Here is a 16,955-nt window from a genome sequence, read left to right on the forward strand (position 1 = left end):
AAGGATGGTGGCGATGCTAGATAAACTGGCTACAGAAAGACGGAATGAACGAACGATGCACCTGGACGAGATGTCGATTGAGGAACGATTGGCGATTATGAATGCAGAGGATCAACAAGTTCCTCAAGTGATTCAAGAGCAACTTCCGGTCATCACAAAAGTCGTGGAGCGAGTCATCGCATCCTTTCGTAAAGGCGGTCGCCTGATTTATATCGGTGCGGGCACGAGTGGACGTTTAGGGATTTTAGACGCAGCGGAGTGTGTGCCAACTTTTGGAGTATCACCCAATCAAGTCATCGGACTGATTGCCGGCGGCGAACGCGCGCTCATTCAAGCCGTTGAGGGAGCAGAAGACAGTAAGGAATTGGCGGTCACAGATTTGAAAGCGCTTCATTTGAAGGCAGAGGATACGGTCGTTGGGATTGCAGCGAGCGGTCGAACGCCATATGTGGTCGGAGGTCTCGATTACGCACGAGAACTCGGTGCCACAACAGCTTCAATTTCATGTAATCGCGATGCGGTCATCAGTCGACATGCGGATTACCCGATTGAAGTGGAAACGGGACCGGAAGTACTGACCGGTTCGACGAGATTGAAGGCGGGAACAGCACAGAAACTTGTCCTCAACATGATTTCGACGACGTCGATGATTGGAGTAGGGAAAGTGTATCAAAACTTGATGGTTGATGTGCAACCGACGAATGAAAAGCTAGAAGTGCGTGCCAAGCGGATGATTGCAGAAGCGACAGGGGTCGACATGGAAATGGCCGCGCGTTATTTTGCTTCATCCAAGGGGCACGTCAAAACGGCGATTGTCATGATTTTAGCGGACGTCTCTTATGAGGAGGCTGTCAAACGATTAGAGCGCGCGAACGGATTCGTCCGCGAGGCGCTATAAGGGGGAAATCGAGATGAAGAAAGAAGAGGTTTTAGCACGGGATATCCTCGCACATGTCGGGGGGAAAGAGAACATCCGTCAACTCGCGCATTGTATGACACGTGTCCGATTGACGTTGAAAGATGGGACGAAGGCAGACATTGATGCGCTGAAAAAGATTGACGGGGTCATGGGTGTCATCGATGATGAGACGTTACAAATCGTCGTCGGTCCAGGTACCGTAAACCGGGTCGCGGATTATATGAGCCATGAGACGGGGCTTGCCATCGGGGAAGAATCGGTAGATGCGAACTTGACGTTAGAGGAACGTGCGGCGGTCGAACGCCAGAAGGTGAAAGAAAAGCAAAAATCACCGTTCAAACGATTCCTTCGCCGCCTCGGAAACATCTTCATTCCGCTCATTCCGGGACTTGTCGCATCGGGGATCATTAACGGGGCCGCGAACTTTGCTGTCAACGCCGGCGTCGACCGGACGGAGACGTGGATGCAGATTCTACTCGTGCTCGGTAGCACGGTCTTCGCGTATTTGGCCATCCTTGTCGGTTGGAACACGGCAAAAGAGTTTGGAGGAACGCCGGTACTCGGGGCGATTGCCGGGGGGATCCTGTTCAACCCGCTCCTCGCGGACATCGTCATTTATGGGGAGCCGCTCGTCGTCGGGCGTGGTGGATTATTCGGTGTTATTTTTGCCGGTTGGCTTATGACGTATATCGAGAAGCACATTCGTCGCTTCATGCCGGTATCCATTGATATTATTTTCACACCACTCTTTACTGTTCTCATCGTTGGATTTACAGCGCTCTATGCAATCATGCCGGTCGCTGGCATATTGTCAGACGGTATCATGCGAGGAATCAATGCGACGCTCGAATTCGGGGGACCCGTCGCAGGGGCACTCTTGGCAGGATTCTTCTTACCGCTCGTCATGGTCGGATTGCATCACGGGTTGACGCCGATCCATTTGGAACTGTTAAATACGGTCGGGACGACGGCCCTTCTCCCAATCTTGGCGATGGCCGGTGCGGGTCAAGTCGGTGCTGCGCTTGCCATTTTTGTGAAGACGCGCAACCCACGCCTTCGTAACATTATCAAAGGGGCCATCCCCGTAGGTTTCCTCGGAATCGGGGAGCCGCTCCTATACGGGGTCACGCTTCCGCTCGGACGTCCGTTCTTGACAGCGTGTCTCGGAGCTGCGGTCGGTGGGGCTTTCCAAGCGACAATGAAGACAGCGGCGCTCGGAATCGGTGTGTCCGGTCTATCGCTCACTCCGCTCATTGATAATGGCATGTATTTGACGTACATTGCCGGACTATTGATTTCATATACGGCAGGTTTCTTGTTCACTTATTTCTTCGGCTTCAAAGAAGAGATGGCGGACGGGATTTGACAAACAAAGATGGCTCGAGTCGAGTCATCTTTTTCTCTACTTTTGGAAAGGTGGATTCACATGAGAGGAATTTCGGTTTACTTAAGTGAGGAACTGACGTCTGTGTACATTGATTGGATCGAACGTATGCGAGAGAGCGGGTTTACAAGCATCTTCACGTCGCTCCATATTCCGGAAGACGATTCGACAACCTATACAGAACGACTTCAGCAATTAGGTGTGTTGGCAAGGCGTCTAAAGATGGAACTCGTGGCAGATATCGCCCCATCGTCTCTACAGACGCTCGGTAAGACCTGGGACGATGCGCATACGCTGTTGGAGTGGGGCGTCACCGGGTTACGTGTTGACTATGGTGTCACACCGAAACAAGTGGCAGATTTGTCACGACATATGATGGTCGCCCTCAATGCGAGTACGCTCACGGAAACGGAGCTTGAAGAGATGCATCGGTATGGATTACAACGAGAACGCGTAGAAGCGTGGCATAATTTTTATCCTCGTCCGGAAACAGGACTCGAGCGTTCTTGGTTTGATGAAAGAAACGCCTGGTTACATGCGCAAGGAATACGGGTACAAGCATTCATCCCTGGAGATGAACGGTTACGTGGCCCCCTTCATGAGACATTACCGACACTCGAGATGCACCGCCACCAATCTCCGTTTTCGTGTTATATCGATTTACAAGCGACGGTCGATCGAATCTTGATTGGAGATCCGTGTATATCCAATCAGACGATGCGACAGTTTCGGGAGTACGACGAGGGCGTCATCGTTCTTCGAGCGACCACACGAAATCATGATGATTTGGTTCCAACAAGTCACACGAATCGGATGGACCCAGCCCGGGACGTCATCCGTTCGGTCGAATCGAGAGCGTATGGACGACCTGGGGACCATTTGATTCAACCGCGAGATACAGAAGAACGAGTGCTCGGCAGTATCACGATCGACAATGAACGTTACGGTCGTTATGCAGGGGAACTGCAAATAACGAAGCGGGATTTGCCGGCAGATGAGCGCGTCAATGTCATCGGAAGGATCATTGAAGAAGATCGTTCATTAATCCAACAGATTGGTCCAGGAGGACGCTTTCAAATCGACTGGGTGTGACTCAGGATTGCCACCATCCTATGTCATTGTGTACAGTAGAGAGGGAGGGTGGAACATGAAAGACATTAATTTTAATATTATTTCAGACGATGCGACGGACGGACACGGTGGTTTTGGCGTCGGTTCGCTTAGTTTAAATAACATGTCTCCGGTCATCATCGATGTCGAAGAAGGCGTTGCAACAATCGATATGGGAGCGATGCACGCCAAGTCTGCCATCGAGAAACGGATTAAGTTTTTGACGGACCCGGAAGCGGTACCGAACGGGAAACCGTATTGGATCGTGTGGGTGACGGTCGGTCGAAAACCGGAAGGCTTTTATTATGGTGGTGTCGCGGCATGTGACATGTTAGTTGACGTGGAAGCGAGACGGGGTTATAAATTATTACCGTATCACGTCAATCAAATGGACAAATCGTTAAAGGGTCGGATTTTAATCGACATGATGGACGCTCCGTCCCGCGACGTTTTAGCGAACTTCTTACAAGAACATCGCCCTGAGATTTGGGCAAACTCGACTGAACTTCATGCAGAGCTCGAGCGCTTAGGCGTCGAGTAAAAAGATTGGACGAATTTTCGTCTCCAATCTTTTTTGTTTCGCATTTTTGGGAGTAACAGGAAATTATGTAACTGAAGAGATATTCAGTTGTAATTGTATGAAAATTCAGTATTATGATATACTGACTACATTGTGAAAAAAAGAAAGGGTGATACGATGAGCGAAACGAAAAAAATCTTAATCGGTCTCGCGCTAGGTGTTGTTGTTGGTCTCGGATTGGCGGGCTTGCCGGATAATGTTTATGAGATTGTGAATCCGTATATTTTATCTCCGGTCGGAACGATCTTTTTGAATTTAATTAAAATGTTAGTCGTACCGATTGTCTTCTTCTCGATTATTTTAGGCGTCATGGGTCTCGGGGACCCGAAAGAACTAGGTCGAGTCGGGTCGAAGTCGATTCTGTTCTTCTTAGCGACGACAGCGCTCGCGATCATGTTAGCGATGGGTGTTGCATCCGTCTTACAGCCAGGGGAGCGTGGGGACTTCCCAACGACAGGTCTTGAATTTGAATCAACAGCGACCGAGGAATCGTCTAATATCGTACAGACATTCGTCAATATGATTCCAACGAATCCGATTACGGCGCTCGCTGAAGGAAACATGCTTCAAATCATCGTCTTTGCGGCATTGATTGGGTTTGCGTTGATTGCCCTCGGGGACAAGGCGAAGACGTGGCGTCAATTCGTCAAACAAGGCGATCGCATCATGATGTACTTGATTCATCTTGTGATGAAGCTCGCTCCATACGGCGCATTCGCATTAATTGCTTCTGCAATCGGAGGCATCGGTCTTGATGCCGTCGTCGCGATGGCGTGGTATATGATTGCCGTCGTCTTGACGTTATTCTTGCATGCCACGATTGTCTACGGGGCAGCAGTATATTTCATCGGGAAGATGAGCCCGGTCTTCTTCTTCAAGAACTTCTATGAGGCGATGACCTTTGCGTTCTCGACATCTTCGTCGAATGCGACGCTTCCGGTATCGATGGAAGTCGCGCAGACGAAACTCGGTGTGCCGCGTTCGATTTCATCGTTCGTGCAACCACTCGGGGCAACGGTCAACATGGACGGAACGGCGATCATGCAAGGGGTTGCGACGATTTTCATCGCGCAAGTGTTCGCTTCTGACTTAACAATGACTCAGTTGTTGACGGTCGTCATCACGGCGGTCCTCGCTTCGATCGGTACAGCGGGTGTACCGGGAGTCGGACTTGTCATGCTTGCGCTTGTGCTTCAGTCAGTCAACTTACCGGTAGAGGGAATCGCCCTCATTATCGGGGTCGACCGTATTCTCGATATGCTTCGCACATCTGTCAACATCACGGGGGATGCGGCATGTGCGGTTGTCGTTTCGAAATTGGAAGAAAAACATTTACCACCAGTCGACGAAGACTCGTGGGATGAAGCAGGCGCGACCTCTTCATCATCGCTATGATATAGTGAAGGACCATGACAACATGTCATGGTCCTTATTTTGTGAAGAGAAAGAGTGATGATTATGGAATGGGAACTGCTCCCGCTCCCTTTATTTTTGATGATCAGTATTTTACTGAATAGTGTGATTGCGGTCGCCGGTGTCCTCCCTAGTGCTTTTTTGACAGCCATCAATGTGAGTGTCCTCGGTCTCGTACCGGGCATCCTCGTATCGATTGTCGGGGAGGCAGTTGGCGCCGTCGTGAGTTTCATCCTTTATCGGAAAGCCCTACACCGTTATGTTTCCCCAAATGGTAGCCGATTTCAACGGCTTCGGGAGTCCGAAGGAGCCGAGGCTTGGTTTCTCGTCCTCGGGATGCGTCTTATGCCATTCGTTCCTTCTGGTCTCGTCACGTTATCGGCGGCGTTCAGTCGCATGACGCTCGCCTCGTTCGCAGTAGCAAGTACGATTGGAAAGATTCCTGCCTTGATTATGGAAGGACTGGCGGTGACGGCAGCGATGCAGTTAACGATTGGATGGCAATTGTTTTTAGTTGGTGTCGTCGCCATGACGTATCTTGTTTGGCGAATGCGTCAAAGGAGTGGCGAGAAAATGTGACAAAACGCTTCGACGAAACGTTTGCCGGTCGTCTTTTTCCGCAACATGGTCCAATCGATTAAAATGGATTCTTCAAAGTCCTTCAGGAATGCCTCGTGCAGTTCTTGAATGGATGTAGTATCGAATTGGGCAATCATCATCTCGTGGTTGAGAAACATACTACGAAAGTCGAAGTTGGCTGACCCGACGAGGGCAACGTTACCATCAATCAGTAGTGTTTTCGCATGGATGAAATGGCGGTTGTATTTATAAATTTTGATATTGCGCTTCAACAGTTGTTCAAAATAATACTCGGTCGCATGAAAGCTGAACCATTCGTCTCCTTTGCCCGGTACGACGATTCGGACATCGATGCCGCTACGACCTGCGACTTCAAGAATGGCCAATAGTTCAGGCGGGGGGACAAGGTATGGGGTGGTGAGCCAAATCGATTTTTTGGCATCCATCAACAGACGCATGAGTCCATCGCGAATCGTGACGTCTTTACCAGGCGATGTGACGAGTAGTTGTGTCGCTCCGTTTTGCCCTTTTGGTTCATTGACAAAGTACTGAGAGAGGTTCTTTTCATCTGCGAACAGATCCCACGTCTCATCACTCGTCCCTTGTCCTGCGTATAGCCAGTTCTCGACAAAGAGCTGTTGCAATTCTCGGACGAGCGGACCTTCAAGACGGAGATGGGTGTCACGCCAAAAACCGAGTTTATCATTCTTCCCAAGATATTCATCCCCGACATTCAACCCGCCTGTTAGCGCGATTCGCCCATCCACGACAATCAGTTTTTGATGGTTGCGGAAGTTGGCGTTAAACACCAGGTACGGATGCAAAACGGGGTCGAACGCCTGAACGTGGACACGGGACTCCCGTAACGGTTGGATAAACTCTTCCCCGATTTCTTGGCTACCGAGTCCGTCATACAGAAAGCGGACAATGACATTTTCATTCGATTTTTGAATGAGGGCGTCTCTAACTTTTAACGAAATGTCATCCGTCCGAAAGAGGTAGTATTGGATGTGGATATGATCGGTTGCACTGTTGATGGCGTCTAATAATGCATCAAATTTCTGTTCACCGTTGACGAGCAGTTTAGTCGAAGTATGACCATCGGCACCGGATGCGCCTAATTTTTCGAGTGTCCGTGTCAACGGGTAAGACGACACAATATCAGGTGAAGTTTCAATTTTCTCGCTTTCGATTGCTTGCCGTAGCATCCGAATCTCTGATGAAGTTCGTTTGAAGCGTCGATGACGGCGTGGCGTTCGGCCAAACATGATCCATGCCAAGACACCGATGAATGGAATGAAGAAGACGGTCAGTAACCAGGCGAGCTTCCCTTGAGGTTGTACTTGGTCAAATAGAATTTGCCATCCGACGACGAGCGGTGCGATGATGGCGATTCCAATTAATATAGAAATAAGGATGTCGAGCCAGAACAAGAGACCGATAAGCAAGATGACACTGATCACCATGATGATCAGTTGAATTACGCGACGTTTCAAAGGAAACACGACCTTTCTATAGTTCGATGAACAATGAAAACGAGGGGAATCCCCCTCGTTTTTTAGTACACGCTGTTCAAAACAGCATTGATTTCGTCGGGATAACGAACGAAGAAGTACATATTCGTGTACAACCGTTCCTCCTTTCGAGAGAGTCCATAACTATTCATCTCTTACCCTTTTTTTCATATCTAAAATCAAGGTATTGTTGGCGCATGAATGAAAGAAAAGCACCGGATGTCGACGAAGTCGATTCCTGTGCTTTTGAACGTGATGACTTATGTGATTTCAATCTTGTATTGATTGGCAGGAGCCGGTTTTCCGAAGAAATATCCTTGCGCTAAATCGAATCCGAGCTCACGACAGACATCTGCTTCTTCCATACGTTCTATCCCTTCAGCAAGAAGGGTGATGCCCATCGAATGGGTTAACGCACGCACTTGTTTGAGGAAAGCGCGTTTTTCAGCGTCTTCATCACAAAACGAGATATAGGAACGGTCAATTTTGACATAGTCCGGTTCAAGTCGCTTCAACATATCGATTGTCGAGAAGCCTGCCCCGACATCGTCTAATGCAACTTTCATCCCCCGCTTTTTATATGTCGAAAATACGTGTTGGAGATGATCGACGTCATGTACCTTCTCCGTCTCCACGACTTCAAAGATAAAGCGGTCTGGGCTGAGGTCATATCGGTCAATGATGTCAAACGTGTGCTGGAGACAATAGTCCGGGTTATAAATGGTCGAAGGTAAGAAGTTGATGAACGTCTTTTGCTGAGGGGCGACGGCTTCAAACGTTGCTTTGATTGCTTCCGCGCGGGCACGTTGATCGAGTTTCGAATGGAGACCGAAGCGGTTTGCCGTCCGGAATAGGTCACCAGGTGAGATGTTGGCGCTACTGCGGAGGAGCGCTTCATATCCGAACGTTTCCGTTGAATCGAGGAAGATAATCGGTTGGAGATGACTCTCGAACGTGCCGTGCTGAATCTGTTCAATGATGTGCCGATGTGCAAGCTGATCTTTTAGTGCTTCGACCTCAAGTGGAGGTGTCTGACTGTTGGAGTTATAATCGACACAGTAAACCGTCCCTTCCGCATGCAGAAGGAGCGTATCGAGTTCTTCAAACGTTTTGTAAGAGTATTCCTTGAATTTCGTGACGAGTGTTCCTTGAGCAATCAAAGGAATGGTTGTGTTACAAGCAGCACAGGGTGACCACATACTATTCCACCTTTCGATTCAGAATTGGTTCAATCAGTATATCGGCAACGTATCACAAAAAACTCACATTCAAGACCGATCCCGCAAAAAAATCGTGCAAAATGGGTACAGGTTTTGTATACTTCCTATCGTATGATTAAGAAGCGCCTCAAAACGCCACTCGCATACGAACAACTTTTTGAACAGAAAGGGGTTCTATCGATGGACCAAAAATTAAAATTATGGTTTACGGAGCACCAAACAGAAGATTACGGGATTACGTTCCGTGTAAACCACGTTTATGAGAGCGAACAAACGGAGTTTCAACGACTAGAGATGGTCGAAACGGACGAGTTCGGAACGATGTTGTTACTTGACGGGATGGTCATGACGACGGATAAGGACGAATTCGTCTATCACGAGATGGTCGCACACGTCCCACTCTTTACACACCCGAATCCGAAGCATGTGCTCGTAGTCGGTGGGGGAGACGGCGGTGTCATCCGTGAAATTATGAAACACCCATCAGTAGAAAAAGCGGTTCTCGTAGATATCGACGGGAAAGTTATTGAATATTCGAAGAAATACTTACCAAATATTGCGGGTGAGCTCGACAACCCGCGTGTTGAAGTCATCGTCGGTGACGGATTCATGCATATCGCGAAGTCAGAAAACGAGTACGATGTCATCATGGTCGACTCGACTGAACCGGTCGGACCAGCAGCCAACCTCTTCACAAAAGGGTTCTATGCAGGGATTTCAAAAGCGCTCAAAGAGGATGGCATCTTTGTGGCTCAAACGGATAACCCATGGTTCACACCAGAACTCATCCAAACGGTTCAACGTGACGTGAAGGAAATCTTCCCAATCACGAAATTGTACACAGCAAACGTACCAACGTACCCGAGCGGCATGTGGACGTTCACGATCGGCTCGAAGAAATACGACCCGGAACAAGTATCAGCGGAGCGTTTCCATGACATCGAAACGAAGTACTACACGCCGAAGCTTCACAATGCAGCGTTCGTCCTTCCGAAATTCGTGGAGGACTTAACAAAATGATTAAGCGTTTCGATGAAGCCTACTCAGGTAAAGTGTTTATCGCCAGCCTCCCAGAGGTGACAGAGGCGAAGACGGTTCTTTACGGGATGCCGATGGACTGGACAGTCAGCTTCCGTCCAGGCTCGCGTTTCGGTCCGAACCGGATTCGTGAAGTATCGATTGGACTCGAGGAATATAGCCCATATTTAGACGGTGACTTGGCTGATGCCGCGGTGTACGATGCAGGAGATATCCCGCTTCCATTCGGGAACGCACCGAAGTCGCTCGATATGATCGAGGCGTTCGTCAAAGATGTCGTCAAAGCAGGCAAGTTCCCACTCGGCATGGGTGGTGAGCACCTTGTCACATGGCCGATCATCAAAGCGATGCACGACGTGTACGGCAACGACTTTGTCATCCTCCACTTGGATGCGCATACGGACCTTCGGGATGAGTATGAAGGCGAGCCGCTCTCACACTCGACTCCGCTCAAAAAAGCGGCAAACTTGATTGGACCATCGAACTGCTATTCGTTCGGAATCCGTTCAGGGATGAAAGAAGAGTTTGAGTGGGCACGTGAAGTCGGCTACAACATGCATCAGTTTGAAGTGATCGAACCACTCAAGCGCGTCTTGCCGACACTCGCTGGTAAAAAAGTATATGTCACGATCGACATCGACGTCCTCGACCCGTCAGCGGCACCAGGGACAGGGACACAAGAAATCGGTGGCATCTCAACGAAAGAATTGCTCGAAGCGGTACATGCGATTGCAAACGCAGACCTCGACATCATCGGTGCCGACCTTGTCGAAGTGTCACCAGCATACGATCAGTCAGACATGACAGCCATCGCAGCAGCTAAGATTCTTCGTGAGATGATGATTGGATTCGTGAAGTAAATGCGGAAAAAGGGTCAGCTGGAAATGGAACTGAGCGCTCGGATTACCCAATGGGAAAAAGAATATTTGGGTCGCGGGTCATTGACGTGTAAGGCAGACCTGCTTCGAGACCTCGCCATCGTCACACTCCAAGGCGTGTTGACGCCGGCCGAGTATGACTTGGCTACTAAGTCGTCAGGTCGCGAGCAATTGAAGAAATACCGCAACAATCTCGTCGAATCAGGACGGAGTCAACTCGAAACGATTGTCGGGCAAGTACTTGGTCGTTCGATTGTCTCGCTCCATACGGACATCAGTACGAAAACAGGGGAGCGTCTCATCGTGTTCCGACTAGATGCCCCTTGGGATCAAACCGATTGACAACGAAACGTTACCTTTTTAAAATGATAGGCAGAGACGTATATAGGAGCGACTGGACGAGTCATGATGAAGCGTGCTTTCGAAATCTTATGACGGAGCTACTGACCAATTCAATAAACCGACAGTTGTCGGCCTGACGGAGCGATCATTCGAGCCGTCGGCATACAGCGCACGCCTTCTTTAGGTGTGCGCTTTTTTGTCGCCAAGGAGGAAGATGTATGGAATTGTTTTTATTTTTATTGACGAGCGCCCCGGTACTACTGTTCGTGACGGGCGTCATCGCCGCAGTCGGAAAATCAAACTTAAAGATCCCGGATTCGCTGAGTACGACGCTCAACATTTACTTACTGCTTGCCATTGGACTAAAGGGAGGCATGGGACTCGCCTCGGTATCTTTTGAAGACATCGCATTACCGCTGACCGTGACGCTGTTGATTGGAATTTTGCTACCGCTTCTCGCGTTCTATGTCGGAGGGATGTTCAAATTCTCATTCCCCGAGCGAATTGCCATGGCTGCAACGTTCGGCTCGGTGTCACTCGTCACCTATGTAGCAGCATCGACACAGCTCGAGCGTCTCGGGATTGCGTACGAGCCGTTCATGACAACACTAGTCGTCGTCCTTGAAATTCCCGGCCTGATTGTGGCGTTACTGCTGTATAATCAGACACACGTGATGGGAATCACGGCTACGTCAGGGAAGGCGAACTCTCTATCGGTGTTGCGGGAGAGTTTGTTCTCGAAAAGTATTCTCTTGATGTTTGCAGGTCTGATTGTTGGACTGGTGACACCAGACGCCACACCGCTCAAACCATTTTTCGTCGACTTGTTCCCGGGCGTTTTACTCTTATTCTTACTAGGTCTAGGAATGAAAGTCGGACAGCAGTTGAAAACGGTCCCGTCATATGGACTAAAATTTATGATGATGGGGATGGTGTTTCCGTTAGTCGGAGCACTTGTCGGCTTTTTTGCAGCGGGGATTGCCAATTTATCTGATGGCGGAACGATCCTCTTGATGACACTCGCAGCGAGTGGGTCGTATATCGCCGCTCCCGCCATGTTGCAAGCCTCGGTCCCGGAAGCGAAACCATCATTTTATTTGACCCTTTCGCTAGCTGTCACGTTCCCGTTCAACCTGTTAGTTGGAATCCCGCTATACATTGCGATCGTCACATGAAAAAGGAATGAACTGTACTCTGAGTAGTAGGTAATATGCTCCCCAAGAGGTAGACAGATGAAATAAAAAATCTGTTTATCTAATCGGGGAGTATTTTTTATGGCGAGAAATCGACATTCAATCGAACAAAAACTGAGTGTACTACATACGATGGAAGAATAAACATATTCATAGGGACTCGTCTAAATCTAGGGGTGTCTATCCGGTTTATAGTGAGATAGCTGAACGCACACAGGAGCGCTAATACAAAACTTGACAAAACTACGCTTCTGACGATCATCCGGAAGCTACGGGCAACCTGGTCCCCAGAACAGATCGTCGCTCACCTCTACATGGGAAAAAACGCCTTCTTGACGATCTATCTCTGGGTCTGTGGGGGTAATATACGTGCCCATAACCTTGCTCCGGCAGAAGGACAAGCACCGGAAACTAGTGCAGACCTGCGGGCGTATCAACGCCGGTTTGCCGCCCCGTACTCGTCATGGCAACATGAACGCCAAGAGAATCCTTCGCGAAAATCACGCATGACGTGCTCGCCGAGAGCAACGGGCGGCCGAGAAAGTGTCTGAACTGGAAAACGGCACAGTGGACCTTTACGGGGAAGTATTGCGCTTAATTTGACAAATCGCCCATCTAAAGGACGAATGTATCTTATGCACAGATATGTTAAAGTCAGCATTTCTTTTAAGAGTGATCTAAAAACAATTATTTATTATAAATATCATGTTTTACGTTAAGTGAGCTAGGGGAAATATTATATAAACTAAACTATTCGATTAATTAAGGGGGCAGGGAATATGTCGACGAACAGATGTGATATTTGTGGAAAACCAGCATCAGTCAGAGTCCAAGCAAACTTGAATGGTCAGTTACGAAATATGGAGTTATGTGAGGGTCATTATCAAGAATTTTTACAACGCAATGGATTAAACATTTCTCCAATCGAATCGTTATTTGGAATACGTGGCACTATGCTCGATAACTTTTTTTCGAGCAAACTACCTTTTTTTAATGTAGATGAAGAAGTTAGTAAAGAAAATGTTTATGATGAAACCTCGAGCGAAGTGGCACGGCGCAAGCGTGGTAATGCTTTAACTAGCCGATTGAGTGAAAGCGCGGAAGAGATGCTTCAAAAAGCGGGACAATATGCCTCTGAATTTAACCGACCCGAAATAGATACAGAGCACTTATTGTTGGCGTTGACAGATAGTGAGGTTGTTCAAAGTATATTTAATCAATTCAAAATTAAAGTGGAAGATTTGAAAAGACAAATTCAAGCTGAGGCGAAACATGGAGAGGAATTGCATGAAGGTGAGATTAGCGTTTCACCGCGAGTAAAAGACGCCTTAAGTCGTTCTTTTATTGCTTCAAATGATTTAGGACACCCTTATGTTGGTCCCGAACATTTCTTGATTGGTTTATCTGAAGAGGGAGAGGGGCTGGCTGCAAACATCCTTCGCAAATATGGTTTGACGCCTCAATCTATAAGACAGCAAGTGAGTAGGGTTGTCGGGAACGGTGAAAACAAAGGAGGTCTATCCAATTTGAGTAACACCCCTGAACTGGAGAAATTTTCGCGCGATCTTACTAAGATGGCTAAAGAAGGGAAGCTAGATCCGGTCATAGGTCGTGCCGAAGAAGTGGAAACCACAATAGAGATATTAGCTCGACGTAGAAAAAATAATCCAGTACTGATTGGTGATCCAGGGGTTGGGAAAACTGCTATTGTAGAAGGGTTAGCACAACGAATTGTTGACGGTGAAGTACCTGAAGGTTTAAAGGATAAGCGATTAATGGAGTTAGATATTAACGCAATGGTTGCTGGATCAAAATACAGAGGAGAGTTTGAAGAACGTGTTCAAAAAGTGTTGAAGGAAATATCGGAAAATAAAGATGATTTAATTATATTCATTGATGAGGTCCATACGATTGTAGGCGCTGGACAGGGTGGGGAAGAAGGCGGTCTAGATATAGCTAACGTTTTCAAACCAATGCTTGCTAGAGGAGAGTTGAATCTCATTGGCGCGACTACTCTGAATGAATACCAAAAGTACATCGAAAAAGACGCGGCTTTAGAAAGAAGATTTCAACCGGTTATTATTCACGAGACGACTCCAGAGCAAACGATTATGATTTTAAGAGGTTTGCGCGATACTTTTGAAGCGTATCATAAGGTGACTATAACCGAAGAAGCTATTATTTCTGCAGTAGAGTTATCAGATCGATATATTCCTTCTCGTTTTTTACCTGATAAAGCCATTGACCTTCTTGATCAAGCGGCAGCTAGAGTTAAACTAATTGCCACTTCACGTCCTGCCGGAATTCAAGAAATCGAAGCTGAATTGCAGCACCTTCTAAGAGAGCGAGATTACGTTGCAAATAGAAAGCAGTACGATAAAGCAAGCGAACTTACAAAAGTTATTGAAGAAAAAGAAAGTGAGTTAAAAAAATTAACAGAAGAATGGGAAGCCGAAAAAGGATCAGGGAGTACAGAAGTAAAACCTGAACATATTGCTTATGTGGTTTCGCAGTTGACTGGCATTCCAGTGAACGAACTAACAACAGAAGAAAAAGACAAACTTTTACGAATGGAAGAACAACTGCATCAGCGCTTAGTAGGTCAAGAAGAGGCAGTAAAAGCTGTTTCAGATGCAGTTCGTTTGTCTCGTTCTGGATTACGCGAAGAAAATAAGCCTGTTGCTACCTTTCTTTTCTTAGGACCTACCGGGGTAGGTAAGACCGAGCTTGCAAAGGCTTTATCAGAAGTTATTTATGGAGATGAAAATGCATTATTACGAATTGATATGTCAGAATATGGAGAACGGCATGCAGTAGCACGTCTTGTAGGTGCTCCTCCTGGGTATGTGGGTTATGATGAAGGCGGTCAGCTCACCGAAAAAGTACGACGTTCACCTTACAGCGTGATATTGTTAGACGAAATTGAAAAGGCTCATCCTGACGTGTACAATATCTTACTTCAAGTTTTCGATGATGGACGACTTACTGATGGAAAAGGAAGAGTTGTAGATTTCACCAACACGATAATTATAGCTACGTCAAATTTAGGGTCAGATATTATTCGGACTAGATTAAACAGCGATCATTCTTCTAAAGAAGATTACGAAGACGTAAAAAAAGAAGTTATGACTGTATTGGCAAGTCATTTCCGTCCTGAGTTTTTAAACAGGATTGATGAAATTATTGTATTTAGTGCTTTAAATGAGGATCAAATAAACGAAATTGTATCACTTCAACTACAACGTGTCGCGAAGAATGTGTCGAAACAGGGGATTACTATTTCTTTCGATCAAACTTTAGCTCGCCACTTTACAGAAGAAGGGTACAAACCTGAATTTGGTGCCCGAGAACTCAAACGTGTAATCCGTAGTGAGCTAGAAACGAAATTAGCTCGTGAACTTTTAGGAGGGGCTATTGAGAAAGGGGATAAAATAGTAGCTAAATGGGACGAACAATCACAACAGATTGTTTTTGAACGAACGGAGACGAATGAGGATTAAACCAATTCTGGGAGTATAGCCTATATTTTAGAGAAGGTGTCAACAGCGTTTTTTCATTCTTCTCTGATAACTGTGTAGTTGAAAATAAGAGTGATGATTATGCGATGTTGGCTAACGATGACGAGGCTGGGACATAACTAGCCGGTTTTAAAGATTTTTGATAAAAAGAGGGGTCCGGTCACCGATTTTCGGTGGCTGGACCCCTTCTTTGTCGTGATCAATGGAACATGAAAAGATGACTCCCGTACAGTACAGGAATCATCTCCTTGAAGCAGCATAAGTTTTTTTATTAATGTCCTTTACATGAGGTACAGATTAGAAAGAGTCGGCGCTTTTTGTATGAGTTCATCTGTATGGATTACTGTTTTACTTTTTGTTCCTCCATACATTTTAGCGCGGCCGTCCAGCTTCCGAACAAGGCATTGATCGTCGATGTACTTGGAACATTTCGACCTTCGGCCCATTTCCGGTAGTGGAGGATACTAAAATGTGGTAGCTCTGTTTTGGCTAACTGCAAGGCATCAATGACATCTTCCTCATCCCATTTACGTTTCGGTGGAGCGATATCCAAGACAAATAGCGCATAGCTCCATGAACCGTATTTACGAGCGATTGTCGCTACCGTCGGATAGCCTTTTTCTTGTGCCCATACGGCGTAATGTTGGGACGTGAGGCGCTCTAGCTTTTCAGAGGCTTCAATCAACGCTTGAATGATCCGTTCTTCATTGTTCCGTACCGTCGTCGTTTGAAGCTTGGCTTCGCGTAACGCATTCGACCACGAACCGAACCGGCTACTGATGAGCGTCAAGGAAGGGGCTTGAGAGATTTTTGCCCAGGCACGATACGTTTGGCTCGTGAAGAGTTCAAGTTCTTCTGATGCCTCAATCAGTGCGGTCAAAATATCTTCATCTGAATAATAACGATACAACATCTTAATCTCCGCCGCTTGAACGGCTTCCCGCCAAGAACCAAATTTGTAAATCACGGTCGATAGGGAGGGGACGTCTTTGTTTCGGGCCCATAGTGTGTACTGTTTTGTGTCAAATTCTTCAAGTTCATTCGCTGCTTGTCTTAGGCATGAGAGGATCTGTTGCTCTGTCCATCGTTTCATCGTGATGTCTCTCCTTTTCAGAAGCAAGTCGTGGCTTCAAAGGTCATGGTGTGGTTAAACAATGGTGGTCCTGAAGGAAAGCTAGAACATATTTCCGGTGACGAGATATGAAAAGGGAGGAACCTGAATCGATTGACTACTTTGGGAGAATACGACATTCGCAAAATCTCAAAG

At 47.2% G+C, this 16,955-nt stretch carries 14 protein-coding genes and 1 pseudogene; 12 read left to right on the plus strand and 3 right to left on the minus strand.

The window, feature by feature from the left end:
• The first annotated feature begins 4 nt into the window (after positions 1-4).
• From murQ to KNO73_RS12105, 6 genes are all read left to right on the plus strand, one after another.
• On the plus strand, positions 5-898 hold the full coding sequence (murQ, locus tag KNO73_RS12080) for an N-acetylmuramic acid 6-phosphate etherase (protein WP_214813942.1): 894 nt from the start codon (positions 5-7) through the stop codon (positions 896-898).
• Positions 899-911: 13 nt separating this feature from the next.
• A complete protein-coding gene (locus tag KNO73_RS12085; RefSeq protein ID WP_214685392.1) occupies positions 912-2,285 on the plus strand; it encodes a PTS transporter subunit EIIC in 1,374 nt (457 codons plus the stop codon).
• Between the two features lie 60 nt (positions 2,286-2,345).
• Positions 2,346-3,395: a DUF871 domain-containing protein gene (locus KNO73_RS12090; protein WP_214685393.1), complete on the plus strand. Its 1,050-nt coding sequence runs from the start codon at positions 2,346-2,348 to the stop codon at positions 3,393-3,395.
• A 55-nt stretch (positions 3,396-3,450) separates the two neighbouring features.
• Positions 3,451-3,954, plus strand: a complete 504-nt coding sequence (locus KNO73_RS12095; RefSeq protein ID WP_078147711.1) for a YwhD family protein — start codon at positions 3,451-3,453, stop codon at positions 3,952-3,954.
• A gap of 156 nt (positions 3,955-4,110) precedes the next feature.
• The gene (locus KNO73_RS12100) at positions 4,111-5,388 is read left to right on the plus strand and encodes a dicarboxylate/amino acid:cation symporter (RefSeq protein WP_214813939.1); all 1,278 of its coding nucleotides are present in this window, start codon (positions 4,111-4,113) and stop codon (positions 5,386-5,388) included.
• Between the two features lie 57 nt (positions 5,389-5,445).
• A complete protein-coding gene (locus tag KNO73_RS12105) occupies positions 5,446-5,985 on the plus strand; it encodes a TVP38/TMEM64 family protein (RefSeq protein ID WP_078147709.1) in 540 nt (179 codons plus the stop codon).
• Here KNO73_RS12105 and cls read toward each other — a convergent pair.
• Both cls and KNO73_RS12115 read right to left on the minus strand, forming a co-directional pair.
• Positions 5,961-7,490, minus strand: a complete 1,530-nt coding sequence (gene cls, locus KNO73_RS12110) for a cardiolipin synthase (RefSeq protein ID WP_353047980.1) — start codon at positions 7,488-7,490, stop codon at positions 5,961-5,963. The two genes, KNO73_RS12105 and cls, sit on opposite strands and share 25 nt — an antisense overlap.
• 269 nt (positions 7,491-7,759) lie before the next feature.
• A complete protein-coding gene (locus KNO73_RS12115; protein ID WP_078147707.1) occupies positions 7,760-8,698 on the minus strand; it encodes an EAL domain-containing protein in 939 nt (312 codons plus the stop codon).
• A 201-nt stretch (positions 8,699-8,899) separates the two neighbouring features.
• On the opposite strand from KNO73_RS12115, the gene speE reads away from it, so the two are divergent.
• The 6 genes and pseudogenes from speE to KNO73_RS12140 all read left to right on the plus strand — a co-directional run bounded on the left by speE (position 8,900) and on the right by KNO73_RS12140 (position 15,670).
• Positions 8,900-9,739, plus strand: coding sequence for a polyamine aminopropyltransferase (speE, locus tag KNO73_RS12120; RefSeq protein ID WP_012727429.1), 840 nt, complete (start codon positions 8,900-8,902; stop codon positions 9,737-9,739).
• The gene (gene speB, locus KNO73_RS12125; RefSeq protein ID WP_012727428.1) at positions 9,736-10,617 is read left to right on the plus strand and encodes an agmatinase; all 882 of its coding nucleotides are present in this window, start codon (positions 9,736-9,738) and stop codon (positions 10,615-10,617) included. Before speE ends, speB begins: the two co-directional genes overlap by 4 nt.
• On the plus strand, positions 10,618-10,977 hold the full coding sequence (locus tag KNO73_RS12130) for a Na-translocating system protein MpsC family protein (protein ID WP_031422162.1): 360 nt from the start codon (positions 10,618-10,620) through the stop codon (positions 10,975-10,977).
• A gap of 218 nt (positions 10,978-11,195) precedes the next feature.
• Positions 11,196-12,152: a sodium-dependent bicarbonate transport family permease gene (locus tag KNO73_RS12135; protein WP_214687590.1), complete on the plus strand. Its 957-nt coding sequence runs from the start codon at positions 11,196-11,198 to the stop codon at positions 12,150-12,152.
• 461 nt (positions 12,153-12,613) lie between these two features.
• Positions 12,614-12,773: pseudogene (locus tag KNO73_RS15180) on the plus strand (IS30 family transposase); the annotation flags it as partial.
• Between the two features lie 176 nt (positions 12,774-12,949).
• On the plus strand, positions 12,950-15,670 hold the full coding sequence (locus KNO73_RS12140) for an ATP-dependent Clp protease ATP-binding subunit (RefSeq protein WP_214685409.1): 2,721 nt from the start codon (positions 12,950-12,952) through the stop codon (positions 15,668-15,670).
• Between the two features lie 358 nt (positions 15,671-16,028).
• Here KNO73_RS12140 and KNO73_RS12145 read toward each other — a convergent pair whose 3' ends face one another.
• The gene (locus KNO73_RS12145; RefSeq protein ID WP_012727425.1) at positions 16,029-16,781 is read right to left on the minus strand and encodes a homing endonuclease associated repeat-containing protein; all 753 of its coding nucleotides are present in this window, start codon (positions 16,779-16,781) and stop codon (positions 16,029-16,031) included.
• Positions 16,782-16,955 lie beyond the last annotated feature (174 nt).

The organism is Exiguobacterium sp. s83 (assembly GCF_018617095.1).
In the GTDB taxonomy this organism is placed as follows: Bacteria; Bacillota; Bacilli; order Exiguobacteriales; family Exiguobacteriaceae; genus Exiguobacterium; species Exiguobacterium profundum.